General features: G+C 74.7%; 13 protein-coding genes. 4 read left to right on the top strand and 9 right to left on the bottom strand.

Going from position 1 to position 14,428, the window contains the following annotated elements; all coding sequences use genetic code 11:
• Window positions 1-628 (top strand): type VII secretion protein EccB (locus D0D15_RS32955; protein WP_208646207.1); only part of this gene is annotated, 628 nt, incomplete at its 5' end.
• 520 nt (window positions 629-1,148) lie between these two features.
• On the opposite strand, the gene D0D15_RS32960 is transcribed toward D0D15_RS32955, so the two are convergent.
• The 9 genes from D0D15_RS32960 to D0D15_RS33000 form a co-directional block, all read right to left on the bottom strand.
• Window positions 1,149-2,417 carry a S8 family serine peptidase gene (locus tag D0D15_RS32960; protein WP_167481605.1) on the bottom strand — a complete coding sequence of 423 codons (1,269 nt, stop codon included), beginning with the start codon at window positions 2,415-2,417 and terminating at the stop codon, window positions 1,149-1,151.
• Window positions 2,414-2,746 (bottom strand): hypothetical protein, encoded by a 333-nt coding sequence (locus D0D15_RS32965; RefSeq protein WP_094005436.1) that lies wholly within the window; start codon window positions 2,744-2,746, stop codon window positions 2,414-2,416. The genes D0D15_RS32960 and D0D15_RS32965 overlap by 4 nt, the downstream gene beginning before the upstream one ends.
• Entirely contained in the window at window positions 2,733-3,092 is a 360-nt protein-coding gene (locus tag D0D15_RS32970; RefSeq protein WP_094005437.1) for a YbaB/EbfC family nucleoid-associated protein, read from the bottom strand. Before D0D15_RS32970 ends, D0D15_RS32965 begins: the two co-directional genes overlap by 14 nt.
• On the bottom strand, window positions 3,089-3,577 hold the full coding sequence (locus tag D0D15_RS32975) for a hypothetical protein (protein WP_094005438.1): 489 nt from the start codon (window positions 3,575-3,577) through the stop codon (window positions 3,089-3,091). Before D0D15_RS32975 ends, D0D15_RS32970 begins: the two co-directional genes overlap by 4 nt.
• A gap of 18 nt (window positions 3,578-3,595) precedes the next feature.
• Window positions 3,596-5,251, bottom strand: a complete 1,656-nt coding sequence (locus D0D15_RS32980; protein ID WP_094005439.1) for a hypothetical protein — start codon at window positions 5,249-5,251, stop codon at window positions 3,596-3,598.
• A 283-nt stretch (window positions 5,252-5,534) separates the two neighbouring features.
• Window positions 5,535-7,019, bottom strand: coding sequence for a DUF6973 domain-containing protein (locus tag D0D15_RS32985; protein WP_094005440.1), 1,485 nt, complete (start codon window positions 7,017-7,019; stop codon window positions 5,535-5,537).
• A 64-nt stretch (window positions 7,020-7,083) separates the two neighbouring features.
• Window positions 7,084-7,374 carry a hypothetical protein gene (locus D0D15_RS32990; protein WP_233157253.1) on the bottom strand — a complete coding sequence of 97 codons (291 nt, stop codon included), beginning with the start codon at window positions 7,372-7,374 and terminating at the stop codon, window positions 7,084-7,086.
• Window positions 7,375-7,406: 32 nt separating this feature from the next.
• A complete protein-coding gene (locus D0D15_RS32995; protein WP_094005442.1) occupies window positions 7,407-7,841 on the bottom strand; it encodes a WXG100 family type VII secretion target in 435 nt (144 codons plus the stop codon).
• Complete coding sequence (locus D0D15_RS33000) at window positions 7,838-8,239, bottom strand: YbaB/EbfC family nucleoid-associated protein (protein WP_094005443.1); 402 nt, start codon at window positions 8,237-8,239, stop codon at window positions 7,838-7,840. The genes D0D15_RS32995 and D0D15_RS33000 overlap by 4 nt, the downstream gene beginning before the upstream one ends.
• 453 nt (window positions 8,240-8,692) lie before the next feature.
• Between D0D15_RS33000 and eccCa the strand changes: the two genes are divergently transcribed.
• From eccCa to D0D15_RS33015, 3 genes are read left to right on the top strand one after another with little or no spacing between them, the layout of a single operon-like run.
• Window positions 8,693-12,649: a type VII secretion protein EccCa gene (gene eccCa / locus D0D15_RS33005; RefSeq protein ID WP_115945012.1), complete on the top strand. Its 3,957-nt coding sequence runs from the start codon at window positions 8,693-8,695 to the stop codon at window positions 12,647-12,649.
• A complete protein-coding gene (locus D0D15_RS33010; protein WP_233157254.1) occupies window positions 12,646-12,963 on the top strand; it encodes a hypothetical protein in 318 nt (105 codons plus the stop codon). Before eccCa ends, D0D15_RS33010 begins: the two co-directional genes overlap by 4 nt.
• The gene (locus D0D15_RS33015) at window positions 12,963-14,180 is read left to right on the top strand and encodes a hypothetical protein (protein ID WP_094005446.1); all 1,218 of its coding nucleotides are present in this window, start codon (window positions 12,963-12,965) and stop codon (window positions 14,178-14,180) included. The genes D0D15_RS33010 and D0D15_RS33015 overlap by 1 nt, the downstream gene beginning before the upstream one ends.
• Window positions 14,181-14,428: the final 248 nt, after the last annotated feature.

Here is a 14,428-nt window from a genome sequence, read left to right on the forward strand (position 1 = left end):
GGCGGACATCCGGGCCGGGCAGCTGCTCGTCCTGGACACCGCGGGCAGCCGGGAGCACTACCTCGCCGAGGCCGACCGGCTGCGGCCGATTTCGCCGCTGCAGTACGACATCCAGCGGGCGGACCCGGCGACGCGGCAGGCGTACGGGGGCGGTCAGCCGGTGGGGATCCCGCTGGGCCCGGCCGAGGCGGCGGAGGCGCGCATCGCGCCCGCCGGTGACGCCGGGCCGGGCGCCGCGCCGAGGGAACGCCCCGGGTTCGTGGGCGGCGACACGCTCTGCGCGACGTACGAACCCGGGGCGGTGGCGCCGGTGATGCATGTGGATCCGCGGATGCCGGCCGTCGCGGCGATGGCAACGCCGGGCCGGAGCGCGCTCGGGATGCCGATGGCCGACCGGGTGTACGTCGAGCCCGGCCGGGCGGCCCTGATCGAGGCGATGCCGAGCGCGGGCGCCTACGCCGGGACGGTGCTGCTGGTGACGGACCAGGGGCGGGCGCACGCGCTGGCGGACCGGGCGGTGCTGGGGGTGCTCGGGTACGGGGAGGCCACGCCGGTGCGCCTCCCGGCGGGCATCGTGAGCCGGGTCCCGCTGGGAAGCACCCTGGACCCGGCGGCGGTACTGCACTGAGCGGCGGCGGGCACCGGGGCCACTGATGTCCTCTTGGCGGCGGGGCTGTTCCGGCACGGCCTGAGGTGCGTGGAGGGAGCGCCGGGGGGGAAGCGCGCCGGGGGAGAGCCGGGGGGAAGAGCGCTGGGGGAAGGAACCCCCGCGGGAAGAGCCCGGCGGGACGAACCCGGCCGGAAGGACCTCGCGGGCAGTGCAGGTGGAAGAACCGGCCGGGACGAGCCCGGCGGAAGAACCCGGCCGGCAGTGTGGGTGGAAGAACCGGCCGGCCCCGGGCTTCGGGCCGGAAGAACCCGCTCGCGCTCGGCAGAGTGGCCGGAAGAACCCGGCCGTGCTCGGCAGAGTGGCCGGAAGAACCCGGCCGTGCTCGGCAGAGTGGCCGGAAGAACCCGCTCGCGCTCGGCAGAAGTGGCCGGAAGAACCCGGCCGGCCGTGCAGCCTCGTGAATCCGACCCGCACTCGGCCGAGCGCGGGCAGCGCGAAGCCCGGCCGGGCGGCCCGGCCGGGCTTTGTGCCGTCCCCCTCAGCGGTCCGCCGGTGGGGGTGGCACCAGGAACATCTCCTCCGGCAGCTCGTCCCGCGCGGGCTCCGCCGGGGGCAGCTCCGCCCGCCGTGCGCGCCAGCCCGTCCGGCGGCCGCGCACCAGCACCCGCGCCACCACCGCCCCCACTCCGGCGACCACCACGGTCAGCACCGCGAACATCCGCGCGTCCGACGTGCTGCCCGCCCACCACGCCGACAGCCGCACCTGGGCCGGGTCCGGCTCCGGGCGTGGCACGGCAGGCAACGCGGCCGGCGGGGCGTCCACGAGCACGTCCGTCAGCGCCCGGTACGGGTTCACCATCCCGGCGCCGTAGGCCCCGCCACCCGGCGACGGCGTGGCGGTGGCCAGGATCCGCTCGGCCACCTCCGCCGCCGGCAGATCCGGCCGCACCGACCGCACCAGCGCCGCCGTCGCGGCCACGAACGGCGCGGCGAAACTGGTGCCGTCGCGGTACTGGTGCCCGTCCACCCGGGCCGCGCACAGCACGCTCGCCCCCGGCGCCACCACATCCACCTGCGGCCCGACCTGGGAACTCGCCAGCCGCACCCCGGCCATGTCCACCGCGCCGACCCCGAGCACCCCGTCGTAGCCCGCCGGATACGTCACCGGGCCCGGTGCCGTGCCCTCCTGCCCGTTGCCCACCGCCGCCACCACGACCACGTCCCGCTCCACCGCGTGCCGGATCGCGTCCCGCACGAAGGGGTCGTCCACGCCGCCCGCGACGGACAGGTTGATCACGTCGGCGCCCGCGTCGGCGGCGTACCAGATCCCCCTGGCGAGCACCTCCGGGTCGATGCCCTCGGTGCCGCCGTCGCTCTCGCTGATCCGGACCGGCAGGATCACCGCGTCCGGCGCGAGCCCGGTGAACCCGGCGCCGGCGACCGGCGCGGCCGCGATGATGCTGGCCACCCCCGTGCCGTGGGAGACGCAGTCGAACCCGCCGGGCAGGTCGCCGACGAGGAAGAAATCCTGGCCGGGCAGCACCTTCCCGGGCTGCCGCAGCTGCGGGTGGTCGGCGTCCACCCCGGAGTCCACCACGGCGACCACCACCCCGGCCCCGGTGGCGTGCTCGTGCACGGCGCGGAAGTCCAGCGTCTTCTGCGCCCACGGCAGCTCGGTGACGACCGGGCTCGCCGGCGCGGGATCGCTGCCGCAGGCGCCCGGCGGCGGCGCGGCCGCGGCGCCCCCCGGACAGACGACGACGGCCGCCGCGATCGCGGCGGCCGTCGTCAGGCCGATCGTCCTCATGACGGTTCGTCACCCGTGCCGGTGAGCCGCCGCACCGAGCCCGTGCCCTGCTGCTCCGCCGCCAGGTAGTCGGCCACGCAGCCCATCGCGTCGTCGCACAGGCGGGTGTAGCTGCCGGGAATGGCGTCGGCCCTGGCGGTCAGCTTCTCCGCGATCGGCAGGTACTTCTCCAGGAACGCCTGCGCGAGCACGTCGGTGCCGAAGCGGCCCTGCGCCGCCTGGATCGCCTGCTTGTGGTTCGCCCACGCGGAGGCGAAGTTCTCCCCGGCGGCGCGCAGCTGGTTGATGCTGCGGGTCACGGCGTCCGGGTCCATGTCATAGTCGGCCATCGCCACACTCCTCGATCTTCTTGTCCAGCTGGGTGATGAAGGGATCGGTGTGCACGTCGGTGTGCTCGTACTTCGCGCCGGGCGGCAGGTAGCGGCGGACGATCTCGAACAGCTGCCGCCGCGACTGCTCGACCGCGTCCCGCACCGTGTCCACAATGGATCTGCCGAGCGCCTTCGGGTCGGCCGCCCGGTAGATCCGCGGGTCCAGGTACAGCTCCCGCAGCTCGCCCCGCCCGGCCACCGTGACGCTGACCAGTCCGTCGGGGGAGTCCGCGGTCACCTCGATGGCCGCGATGCGGGTGCGGGTCTCGAGCAGTTCCGCGCGCAGTCGTGCGTGGTCGGTCATGGGGTCTCCCTGTCCTCCTGATCGCTGCCCGGCCGGATGGAGCCGAGGAACTGCCGAAAGTCCTCCGCCAGCTCCGGGGCCGCGGCGCTGGTCGTGGCCATCACGAACCGCAGCACCGCGCGTTTGCCGTGGTCCTCGGTGTCGTGCAGCGCGAGGAACGCCTGGCAGTGGACGACCTCCGCCGCGGCCGGCGCGCGGACGAGCAGGACCTGCGCGAGCCCGGGTGCGCCGGCCGTGCCGACCGCGGTGTGCTGCAGCACGTCGACGGTGGCGCCGGACTCGCGCAGGTCGCGCACGGACTCGCCGGCGATCTCGGCCAGGCTCGCGTCGCCGGGCCGGAAGCCGCCGCCGGCCGCGATGACGGCGTCCGGTTCGGACCGCACGCAGGCGACCGTCCCCAGTGGCGATCCGGTCTCCGCCGGCTCCGGGGGCCGCCAGCCGGGCGGTACGGCGAATCCGACGGGGAACGGCATGCTGGTGAACACGGTGGGCTCCTCGGCGCGCTAGTAGAAGGTGGGGGAGGGGATCGCGGGGCCGGGGTTGCGGAAGCCCTCGGCGATCGCCGATCCCAGATCGGCCAGCGTCCGGCCCGCCCGCTCCGGATCGATGACGATGTGCCCCTCCACCTTCCCGCCGATCCCGAGCGCGGCGCCGATCTTGCCGCCGACCACCCACTGGTTGTTCTCGTTCACCCCGAAGCTGACGCCACCCTCGAGCCCGAGCCCGAGGATCCGTTCGGCGCGGCCACCCACGCCGATCCCGCCGTACTCGGCGAACCCGCCGGCACCGGCCCGCACCCCGACCGAACCGCCGAGCTCACCACCGAAGAACCGCGGTCCCACGTCGAGTTTCGCCTTGCCCTCCAGGCCCACCGAGGCGGTGACGTCACCGACCACGGTCACGTCGCCGACGGTGGCGCGCCCGACCAGCGACGATCCGGCTCCCCACGCGGCCTTGCCTTCGAAGCGGCCCGCCTTGGGGGTCGGCGTGTCCAGGTACTCGGTGTACCACCCGCCCTGGTTCGGCAACTGGTCGCTGCGCCACGCCGTGGCGTCGGCCGTGACGTGCACGGGCACGTCCTTGCCGGCGAGTTCCAGGTTGCGCTGCCCGGAATCGAGCTGGATGGACGCGTCCCGCACCGCGTCGTAGTTCACGACCGCAGACGGATCGGTCAGCTTGCTGCGCTCGGCGTTGTCGCCCGTCTTGTTCGCCCCGTACAAGCGCTCCCGCCACCCGTTCTTCCCTTCCGCGACGGTGGTTTCCAGCCGGTGCGGGCGCTCCACCGGTCCCCGTTCGTACTGGACCGGCGTGACGCTCCAGCCCTGTTCCCGGAGGGCCTGGCTGACCTGCTCGGTCGGTTCGCGCAGCGCCCCGAACGCCTGCTCGGTGCCGTGCATGACCTGTTCGCCTGCCCGGCGCATCAGTTCCGTGCCCTGGTCGATCAGCTCGCGGTCGCGGGTGATCGCGTCGCGGGCCACGCGGTTCTGGGTGGCGTCGCTCTCCGGCGGGGGCAGGGTCGCGCCCGCCAGTTCGTAGACCGGGTTGTCCTGGTCGACCTCGCCCACCCGCGTCGAGCGGACGCCGTCCTGGATCCGGGCGCCTTCGCCGAGGTACCGGCCGAGCGCGTCCATGCCGTCGCCGAGCGCGGCGGCGTCGGCGGCCTGGGCGTTGACCTGCTCGGCGTGCTGTTGCCCCGCCGGGTCACGCCAGTCCGCCTCGCCGGTCGCGCGGGTGGTGTCCTCGGCGGTGCCACGCAGGTTCTCCGCGGTCCGCGTCGCCTGGTCGCCGGCCTCGGTCATCGCGCCGGTGTCGGCGTCGGACAGCGGGTTCTCGCCGAAGACGCGCTTGCCGAGTTCACCGCCGGGAGTGTCGCCCGGGGCGGAGTTGTCGTTGCGTGATGGCGCCTGCTGGTCCGGCTCGGTCCGGGGTTCTTCCCGATCCGCGGCCGGTGCGGACGCGGGCTCGGCCGAATCCGCCGGTGCCTGCTCGGCCGAGTCCGCCGGTGCCTGCTCGGCAGGTTCCGCCGGTGCGTCGTGGGTTTGCTCCGCCGGCGCGGGCTCGGCCGGTGCGGTCTTGGCCGATTCCGCGGGTGCGCCCTCGGCGGGCGCCGGTGCGGCCCCGGCCGGTGGGTTGCCGCCGTTTCCTGATGACTCGGGCACCTTTGCACTCCCCTGAACCGTCGCCGATCTGCTCGGAGTCTCGGTGCTCCAGTGTCGTGGCCGCGGGAGGGGCACAGTGGACGGTGACCGGTTCCGGCCATCACCGCCCGGAGGAGATCGACGCGTACTGGCGACCAGCTCGCGCAGGAGCGGCGCGAGCTGGTCGGCAACCGGGCCCCGTGGGCCCGCGGGCCTGGGGGACGCCCGGCCGGACCCGGCCGTGGACAGTGAGCACGGCACAGCGGCGTGCGGACGATCCACGCCCGCACGCCGCCGGAGACCCTCACCGCGGGAAGTCCTCCGCGCCGCCGCTGGGCACGAGGCCGGTGTGATCCTGGTTGAACACGACCAGTTTCCCGTCGCGGATCGCCTGCTCGATCACGGCCCGGACGTCCGCGTCCGTGGCCTGCGGCCCCAGCTCCGTCGCGATCCGGCGGCCGATCGAGTTGTTGTACAGGTCCATCGCCTCCTGCCGTTCCGCGAACAGCGGGGGCTGCTTGTCGACCGGGTCTTCGGGCCGCCGCTCGTGCCCGGTGCCGACCTGCTCAGCCGAGTTCTCGCCGAACTCCCTGGTCATCAGCGCGTTCCAGTAGGCGTGGCGGAACGCGTCGCGGTGGTTTTCGCCGGTGCCCGCGCGGCCGCCCTCGGGTCCGGGGCCGTCCGGATCCGGGAAGCTCTGCTCGCCGGCGGTCTCGGCCTCCTCCTTGACGCCGAGGTGGCGGATCGTGTTCTGCGGGTTCACGACCATCGCGTCGAGGAGCGGGATGCCGGTGATGTCCTCCCTCGTGCTCGCCCACAGCTCGCTGGGGGTGAGCTTTTCGCCCAGGATCGGCAACATCCTGTCGTCCCCGGTCTGGTAGCCGCGCAGCAGTTCCTCGTCCGTGGGCGGGGTGGGGAGGTTCGCGACGACGTCGGAGCGGGCAGCCTGGTCGAGCGCGCGCTGGGCGTCGTCGAGTTCGCGGGCGGCGTCCGGGACGGGGCCGCCGGGTTCCGGCGCCGGTTGACCGGCGTCCCCGGTTCCGGGCGGTTGCTCCGCTCCGGCGAGGCGGACGTTCGCCCAGGCCGCGTCCGCGTTCCGCGCGGTCTCGGTGCGCAGCCGCAGGTTCGTCTCGCGTGCGGTCTGCTTGACCCGCTCGGTGGCGAGGTCGGTCTCCGGGCCGGGGCCCATCGTCGCGTGGGCGAGCCCCGCGTCGGTGTCCGCCTGCCGTGCCACGTTCTCCATGTCGGTACGGGTGCGCGCGTAGTCGTCCCGGATGGTCGCCAAGGTGCCGGTCACGGTCCGCGCGTCCTGAGCGACCTCGTCGGTCTCCCGCAGGGTGGACTCGGCGCGCTCGGACATGGCGGCGCCGCTGCCGTCCCGCCAGGCGCCGGGCAGCTCCCGCGTCCCGGCCCGGGCTTCCTCGCCGGTCTGGTCCGCTCGCTCGGCGACGGGTGCCCACCCGTCGTGCGCGGCTTGCACCGGTTGCGGGTCCGGGGGCGGCACGTCCGTGAGGATGTCTCCCGCGACCCCACCGGTCTTCTCCGCGCCGTCCACAGTGGACTCGTCCGGACGGCCGGTGCTGTCCCGCTGTTCGGCACCCGGTGTGTTCTCGCCGGCCGGGGTGTTCTCGGCCGCCGGTCTGTCCGATGCCGGTTCGCCGGCCGGGGGCGAGCCCCCGTTCTGCTCGCCCGCGCCCTGCCGCGTCTCGGCAGACTCCGGGGTGCTCGCGGGCGCGTCGTTCCGCGGTGCCGTCGCGGTGCCGCCACCGCCGGATGTTGCCTCACCCATGTCAGGCTCCTCGGTACGGATGTCCCGGTGCGCGTGGTGCGCACCGGGACATCACGTTCGTGGCTCAGGCACCCAGCCGGGCACACGAGCGCTGCACCGCGCCCATGTTCTCCTGGTTGCAGGTCTGGACGCCCTGGTTCATCGCCTGCAGCAGTTCCTGGCCCGCGGCCATCACCTGCTGGCAGGCCCTGCTGATCTCGGCGAACTGCCCGCCGGCCGCGTCGAGCCAGTCGCTCTCGCCCATCCCGGAGGCCTGACGCCAGGAATCGATCGACTGCTGCACGCCCTGCACACAGCCGTTCATGCTGGACGACAGGCCGTCCAGCGCACCGAACATCGCGAGTTTACGGGTCACGAGTCAACTCCTTTCCGTTGTGTGGTGCCCGGTCACAGGGCGCGCAGCACGCCGGCGAACGCGTAGGTCTGGCCGGACGAGCCGTCACCGGCGCCCGAGGCGCCGCCGCCGAAGCCCGACCCGGATCCGAGGCCGGAGCCGCCGAACCCGGACCCGCCGTCGCCGGCGCCGTTGAAGCACCGGGCGCCCTGCTGGTCGACGTCCATGTAGTCGTTCACCGCGAACTGGGTGTCCTCGCCCAGCTTCTGCAGCTTCTCGCACAGGTTGCGGATCGCCGCGTCCCACTTCTTGTGGGCCGCGACCAGCGACTGCGACTGATCCATGCTCCACTGCGCGGGAATCACGGCGTTCACCTCCCCGTCGAGCTTCCCGCGCTGCGATTCGATTTCCTGGACCACCACGGCCGCCATCTGCACCACCCTGCTGAGGGTTTCGGTGTTGGCGTCCAACAGACCGTTACCGGTCACTGGATTCTCCTTCCGTTTCCGCGGCTTTCGCCGCCCCCGACGCTAGGCCGGGCACGGCCGCCGACGGGCGGGCGCGGCACGTTCCTGCCAGGCGCGCCGGGCGGCAGGTACTCCCGGGTGATCTCGGTGATCTGCTCGCGGCTGTCGTCCACGGCGTCCCGGATCGTGTCCAGAATGGACGCGGCGAGCGCCTTCGAGTCGGGCGACCGGAAGAGGCGCGGGTCGAGGTGCAGCTCGGTCAGCTCGCCCCGGCCGGCGACCGTCGCGCTGATCAGGCCGTCCGGCGAGTCGGCGGTGGCGGTGACGTCGGCGATCCGGGCCCGGATCTCCAGCAGGTCGTCACGCAGCCGCCGGTAACTGGCGCGGCGGGCCTCGTGGTCGATGGTCGGCAGCTCCATGGGCCCAGCATCGCCGGCCGCTGGACACGCGTGCGGCGCCGCGGCACGTTCCTGCCACCCGGCCGCGATGCCGCGCACCGCGCTGCGGGCGACCTGGACGGCTCGTGGCACAGAGAGCCCGGCAGCCAGGCCACCCGAAGCGGCCGGCGCGGCCGGCCGCGGGGAACAGGCGGTCCACACCCAGCAGATGGCCGAGATGCGCGAGCACGCCCGGCTCGCCAACGAAGCGCTGGCCCGGGGCTGTCGGCGGACCCACGACGAGCCCGGTGGGCTCCCACCCTGCTGTGGCCGGCCGATGAGGAGATCGACCGGTTCGCCCGCTTCCGGGAGTTCTTCCTGGCGGTCACTGGCGCAGGCCCGGCCCGACCGGCGGCGGCACGTTCCTGCCATCACCGTCCGCGTCGGAGCCGGTCCCGGGGATGATCGGTGTCCACCAGCGAGAGGGGAGACGCGATGGGGACCGTCGTCGTGCGCAGGCCGGTTCGCCGTCCCGCGCCGGAGCAGCCCTCGGGTGAGCTGATCCTCGACGCGCCGCCGGAGATCCCGCGCCCGGCGGGCCGCCAGTGGACGCAGGTGCTGATGGTGATCCCGATGATCGCCATGATGGCGGCGATGATGCTGCTGTTCACCGGCAGTTTCGGGCGCGGCTCGGGGGTGCTGCGGCTGGTCGTCTTCGGGCTGTTCGGCGTCGGCATGCTCGGCATGATCGCCGTGTCGCTGCTCAACTCCGCCGGCCCCGGCAAACGCGAGATGGCCCAGGAACGCCGGGCCTACCTCCGCCACCTCGGCCAGCACCGGCTGCGGCTGACCCGCGCCATCCACCAGCAGCGCGACGCCATGGTCTACCTGCACCCGGAACCGGAGTCCCTGCTGACCCTCGTCGCCAGCCACCGGCTGTGGGAACGGCGCCCGCTCGACGCGGACTTCGGCGTCGCCCGCATCGGCACCGGCCCGCAACGCCCCGCGATGACCCTGGTGCCACCGGAGGCCAAACCCCTGGAGCAGCTGGAACCGCTGTCCGCGCTCGCGCTCCGCCGCTTCCTCACCACCTACACCGCCGTGCCCGGGCTGCCGCTGGCCATGGCCGTCAACGGGTTCAGCCGCATCCACGTCACCGGCGACCCCGCCCGCGGCGCGGCGCTGGTGCGGGATGTGCTGGTGCAGCTGGCGTCGCTGCAGTCGCCGGACGACCTGCGGATCGCGGCCTGCCCCGCGCACACCGCGCAGCCGGCGTGGGACTGGCTCAAGTGGCTGCCGCACGCCCTGCACCCGGAGCGGACCGACGCGGCGGGCCCGCTGCGGCTGGTGGCCACCTCGATCGTGTCGATCGAGGCGATGATCGACGACCTGATCGGCGAGCGGAAGCGGTTCGACCCCGCCTTCGACGACCGCGAGGCCCTCCCGCACGTCGTGGTCGTGCTCGACGGCGGGTCCACCGCGGGCTCGGACCAGCTGATGGCCGACGGCGGCCTCGACGGCGTCACGCTCGTCGACCTGCGCACCCCGCCGCCGCGCGCCCTGGACCCGGCGACCATCGTCCTGCACGTCGCGGCGGACGGCGCGCTGTCCGGCGAAACCATCGACGGCACGGTCGAGCTGGGCCACGCCGACGCCCTCGACATCCCGGCGGCGGAGGCGATCGCCCGGCAGCTCGCGCCGCTGCGCGCCACCGCGGCCGGGCGCGGTGAGCAGCCCCTGAGCACCGATCTCGACCTGGCCGAGCTGCTCGACATCGGCGACCCCCGCGCGTTCGACCCCGGCGCCACCTGGGTGCAGCGCCCGACCCGCGACCGGCTGCGGATCCGGTTCGGTATCGCCACCGACGGCACCCCGGTCGAGCTGGACCTCAAGGAGTCGGCGCAGGACGGCATGGGACCGCACGGGCTGCTGATCGGCGCCACCGGCTCCGGCAAGAGCGAGCTGCTGCGCACCATCGTGCTCGCGCTCGCGGTGGCGCACCCGCCCAGCTCGCTCAACTTCGCGCTCGTCGACTTCAAGGGCGGCGCCACCTTCGCCACGCTCGACGAGCTCCCGCACACCAGCGCGGTCATCACCAACCTCGCCGACGAGCTGCACCTGGTGGACCGCATGACCGACGCGATCAACGGCGAGCTGCTGCGCAGGCAGGAACTGCTGCGCGCGGCCGGGAACTTCGCCTCGCTGCGCGAGTACGAACGCGCCCGCGCCACCGGCGCGCCGCTGCCCGAGGTGCCGACCCTGCTGGTGATCTGCGACGAGTTCAGCGAGCTGCTGTCGGCCAAGCCCGACTTCATCGACATGTTCGTCCAGATCGGACGCGTCGGCCGGTCGCTCGGCGTGCACCTGCTGCTGGCCAGTCAGCGGCTGGAGGAGGGCCGCCTGCGCGGCCTGGAAACCCACCTGTCGTACCGGATCGGGCTGCGCACGTTCTCCGAGATGGAGAGCCGGACGGTCCTCGGCGCCGGCGACGCGTTCAAGCTCCCGCGCGCACCCGGGCACGGGTTCCTCAAGTGCGACAACGAATCCATGGTGCGGTTCCGCTCGGCCTACGTCTCCGGGGTGCACCGCGCCCCGGCCGCGGGGACGGCCGAGCACGGCGACGACGACGTGCTCGACCTGCTGGAGTACACCACCCAGTACCTGGCGCCCGCGCTGCCCGCCGACACCGCCGCGGAGACCCCGGACGAGGACGACGCGGTCGGCGAGAGCCTGCTGGACATCCTCGTCGAGCGCATGCGCGGCCGCGGCACCCCCGCCCACCAGGTGTGGCTGCCCCCGCTGGCCGAATCACCCACCCTCGACGGGCTGCTGCCCGGCCTGAGCCACCGCGACGACCGCGGATTCGGCTCGCACGAACGGCTCGCGGGCGCGCTGCAGGCCGTCATCGGGATCACCGACCGCCCGCTGGAGCAGCGCCGCGACCCGCTCGTGCTCGACCTGTCCGGCGCGGCGGGCCACGTGCTGGTGATCGGCGGGCCGCGGTCGGGCAAGAGCACCGCGCTGCGCACGATCATCACCAGCCTCGCGCTGACCCACACCCCGCGCGAGGTCCAGTTCTACTGCCTGGACTTCGGCGGCGGGACGTTGTCCTCGATCCGTGGCCTCCCGCACGTCGGCGGGGTCGCGGGCAGGCAGAACCCGGGCGCGGTGCGGCGCACCATCGCCGAGCTGCGCACCCTGATCGCGCGGCGCGAGCGCGCCTTCGCCGAGGAGGAGATCGACGGCATGCCGGCCTACCGGCGGCGGCGCGGGACCACCGACCCGTGGGGTGATGTGTTCCTCGTCGTCGACGGGTGGTCCACGCTGCGCGGCGAGTTCGAGGACCTGGAGGCGGCGGTGACCGACATCGCCGCGCGCGGGCTGTCCTACGGCGTCCACGTGATCGTCTCCGCCGCCCGGATGTTCGACCTGCGGATGAACATCCGCGACCTGTTCGGCAGCAAGCTGGAACTGCGCATCGGCGATCCGATCGACAGCATGGTCGACCGCGCCTCGGCCATCAAGGTGCCCGAGGACGCGCCGGGCCGCGGGGTCACCACGAGCAGGCACCAGATGCTGATCGCGCTGCCCCGCATCGACGGCAGCGACGATCCGGCCGACCTCGGCGACGGCGTGCGTGCGCTGGTGGACACGGTGGCCGCCGCCTGGTCCGGCCCGCCCGCGCCGCCCGTGCGGCTGTTGCCCGCGCAGCTGCCCTACGCGCAGCTCGCCGGCGAGCACGACGCGGCGGCGCACCGGCTGGCGGTGGGCCTGGCCGAACACGACTTCGGCACGGTCCACCTGGACTTCGGCGCCGACCCGCACGTGGTGCTGTTCGGCGACACCGAGGCGGGCAAGACGACGTTCCTGCGCTCGGTGGCCCGCGCGATCACCGACGCCTACGAACCCAGCGGGGCGCGGCTGATCATCGTCGACCACCGGCGCGGCCTGCTCGGCGACGTCGCCTCCGAGCACCTCATCGGGTACGGCACCGACCGGGAGACGACCGGCGGGCTGATGCGGCAGGTGGCCGAGGAGATGCGGGTGCGGCTGCCCGGCCCGGACGTGACCCCGGAGCAGCTGCGGGACCGCGGCTGGTGGCGTGGCCCGGAGCTGTTCGTCCTGATCGACGACTACGACCTGGTCGTCAGCCAGACCGACAACCCGTTCCTGCCGCTGGTGGACCTGTTGTCCCAGGGGCGCGACATCGGCCTGCACGTCGTGCTGGCGCGCCGCACCGGCGGCGCGAGCCGGGCGCTGTTCGAACCGTTCCTGTCCCGGCTGCGCGACGTCGGCTCACCCGGGCTGCTGATGTCCGGGGACAAGGACGAGGGGCCGCTGCTCGGCGGGCTGAAACCGGAGCTGCTGCCGCCCGGCCGGGCGTGGCTGACCGGGCGGCGGCACGCGCCGCGGCTGGTGCAGCTGGCCTGGCTCGCCAAGGACGACCGGTGAACGGAGAGCTCATGTGTGAGGCGCTGGACGGAAACCCGGAGGCGATGCGCGAGTTCGCCACGCGGATCGGGACGCTGGAGCCGGCCGCGGTGGCCGAGCCGCCCGGCCCGGCTCCGTGCGCCGGTGGCATGCAGGCGTGCGGGACGTTCGCCGCCGCCGACGCCGTGGCCACCCTGGCGCTCGCGCGGTTCCTGCTGGAGACCCGCGAGGCGGTGGGGGCGCTGGCGGAGGCGGCGGCCGCGGCGGCGCGGGACTACGAGGCCGGTGACCACGCGGGTGCGCGCGCGTTCGTGTCCGTCTTCGTGGAGGAGTGATGGAGTACTCACAGCTGCCCGCCATGGTGCAGTTCGCGCTCGCCGACGTGGAGGCGCACACGCACCTGGAGCGGGTCGAGCAGGCCGCGCGGATGTGGCGGGACGTGGCGCGCGAGCTGCGGGACATCTCCGACGCGCTGGGCCGCGAGCTGGACCGGTTGCGTCCGGAGTGGACGGACGCAACCGGGACGGAGTTCGCCGCGCGGGCGCAGCGGTGCCGGGCCGCGGTCGACGAGGTGCTCGGACGGATCACGGCCGCCCGGCCCTGGGTCGCGCTCGACGACCTCGCCGCCCAGCTCCTGCTGACCCGGGGCAAGGTCGCCGGGACGGTGGAGCAGGGCACCGCGGCCGGCCACGCCGAAGCGGCGGCCCATCTCGGCGAGCTGGACCGGTACTTCCTCGCGGCCGCCGAGGCGGTCCTGGCCGCGGCCGGGGGCGACCAGCCCGCCGGCTGCTGCGCCCCGCCGGCGTTCGTGCTGACCGGCGACACCGCACCGCCTGGGCCGCCCGGCGCGCAGCTGCCGCCGGGGAGCGTGTCGATGCCGGGACTGGTCGCGGTGCCGGCCGGCGGATGGCGGACGGCGCCGGGCGCTGGGGGTGCACCCGCGCGTGGCGGGCGGGCCGAGCCGCACCGGCTGGCGGGCGGGTCCCGGTCCGGTTCCGCCGCCAGACGCCCGCGCGGCGGGTCCGGAGGCATCGGGTCCGGGGGCGCGGGTGCCGGAGGCGCTGGGGCCGCGGGTGCCGCGGCCGGGCCGGCCCGGATCGAGCGGGCCGCCCACCCGGTTCCGCTCACCGGCGCGCCGCCGGTGCCCCAGCCCCCGCAACCGCCGGACCTGGCGAGCGGGGCGAAACCGGCCACGCCCGGCACGGCCGGGGCGATGGTCCCGCCGATGATGATGCCGCCGATGATCCCGGGAACCACCGCCTCGACGACCGGCCGCCGATCGGGCGTGTCACCGGTGGGGGAGGAGCGGCGCACGCGCGCCGGCCAGGCGACGCCGGGTGTTCCCGCGCGGCTGCGGGGCCGGTCCGCGGTCGCCGACCCGGCCGCCGCCGGCTACCGGCCCGTGGTGATGTCCGGGAAGGCGGCCACCCCGCCGGAGCCGGAGACGCTCGACCGCGAGGTGTGGCAGGTGGCGAACCCGGGTGCGGTGTCGCCGCTGAAGCCGGAGGTCCCGGAGCCCGAGCCGCGGCGGGTGCGCCGCCCGCGCGTGTGACCGTCTCTTCGCGGACGGCAGGAACCGGACAACGGCGGCGCGGGCGGCCGCGAGGTTGGCTACCAATGGTGCATGCGCCACCACATCCTCGCCCTCGCGGCACTGTCCCTGGTCCTGGCCGGGTGCGGCACGGAAACCCCGGCCGCGCCACAGCCCGCGCCCGCCCCGGCCACCACGACCACCGCCCAACCGACGACCACGGTGCCGCCTGCCACCTCGGCCACCCCCACGACGACCCCGCCGTCCAC

This window comes from Amycolatopsis thermalba (assembly GCF_003385215.1).
In the GTDB taxonomy this organism is placed as follows: domain Bacteria; phylum Actinomycetota; class Actinomycetes; order Mycobacteriales; family Pseudonocardiaceae; genus Amycolatopsis_E; species Amycolatopsis_E thermalba.

What these genes read in the sequence shown, in the direction of transcription:
- D0D15_RS32965 (WP_094005436.1), bottom strand. Translation starts at nt 2,746, where the DNA reads ATGGCCGACTATGACATGGACCCGGACGCCGTGACCCGCAGCATCAAC.
- D0D15_RS32970 (WP_094005437.1), bottom strand. Translation starts at nt 3,092, where the DNA reads ATGACCGACCACGCACGACTGCGCGCGGAACTGCTCGAGACCCGCACC.
- D0D15_RS32985 (WP_094005440.1), bottom strand. Translation starts at nt 7,019, where the DNA reads ATGGGTGAGGCAACATCCGGCGGTGGCGGCACCGCGACGGCACCGCGG.
- D0D15_RS33015 (WP_094005446.1), top strand. Translation starts at nt 12,963, where the DNA reads ATGGAGTACTCACAGCTGCCCGCCATGGTGCAGTTCGCGCTCGCCGAC.
- eccCa (WP_115945012.1), top strand. Translation starts at nt 8,693, where the DNA reads ATGGGGACCGTCGTCGTGCGCAGGCCGGTTCGCCGTCCCGCGCCGGAG.
- D0D15_RS33000 (WP_094005443.1), bottom strand. Translation starts at nt 8,239, where the DNA reads ATGGAGCTGCCGACCATCGACCACGAGGCCCGCCGCGCCAGTTACCGG.
- D0D15_RS32960 (WP_167481605.1), bottom strand. Translation starts at nt 2,417, where the DNA reads ATGAGGACGATCGGCCTGACGACGGCCGCCGCGATCGCGGCGGCCGTC.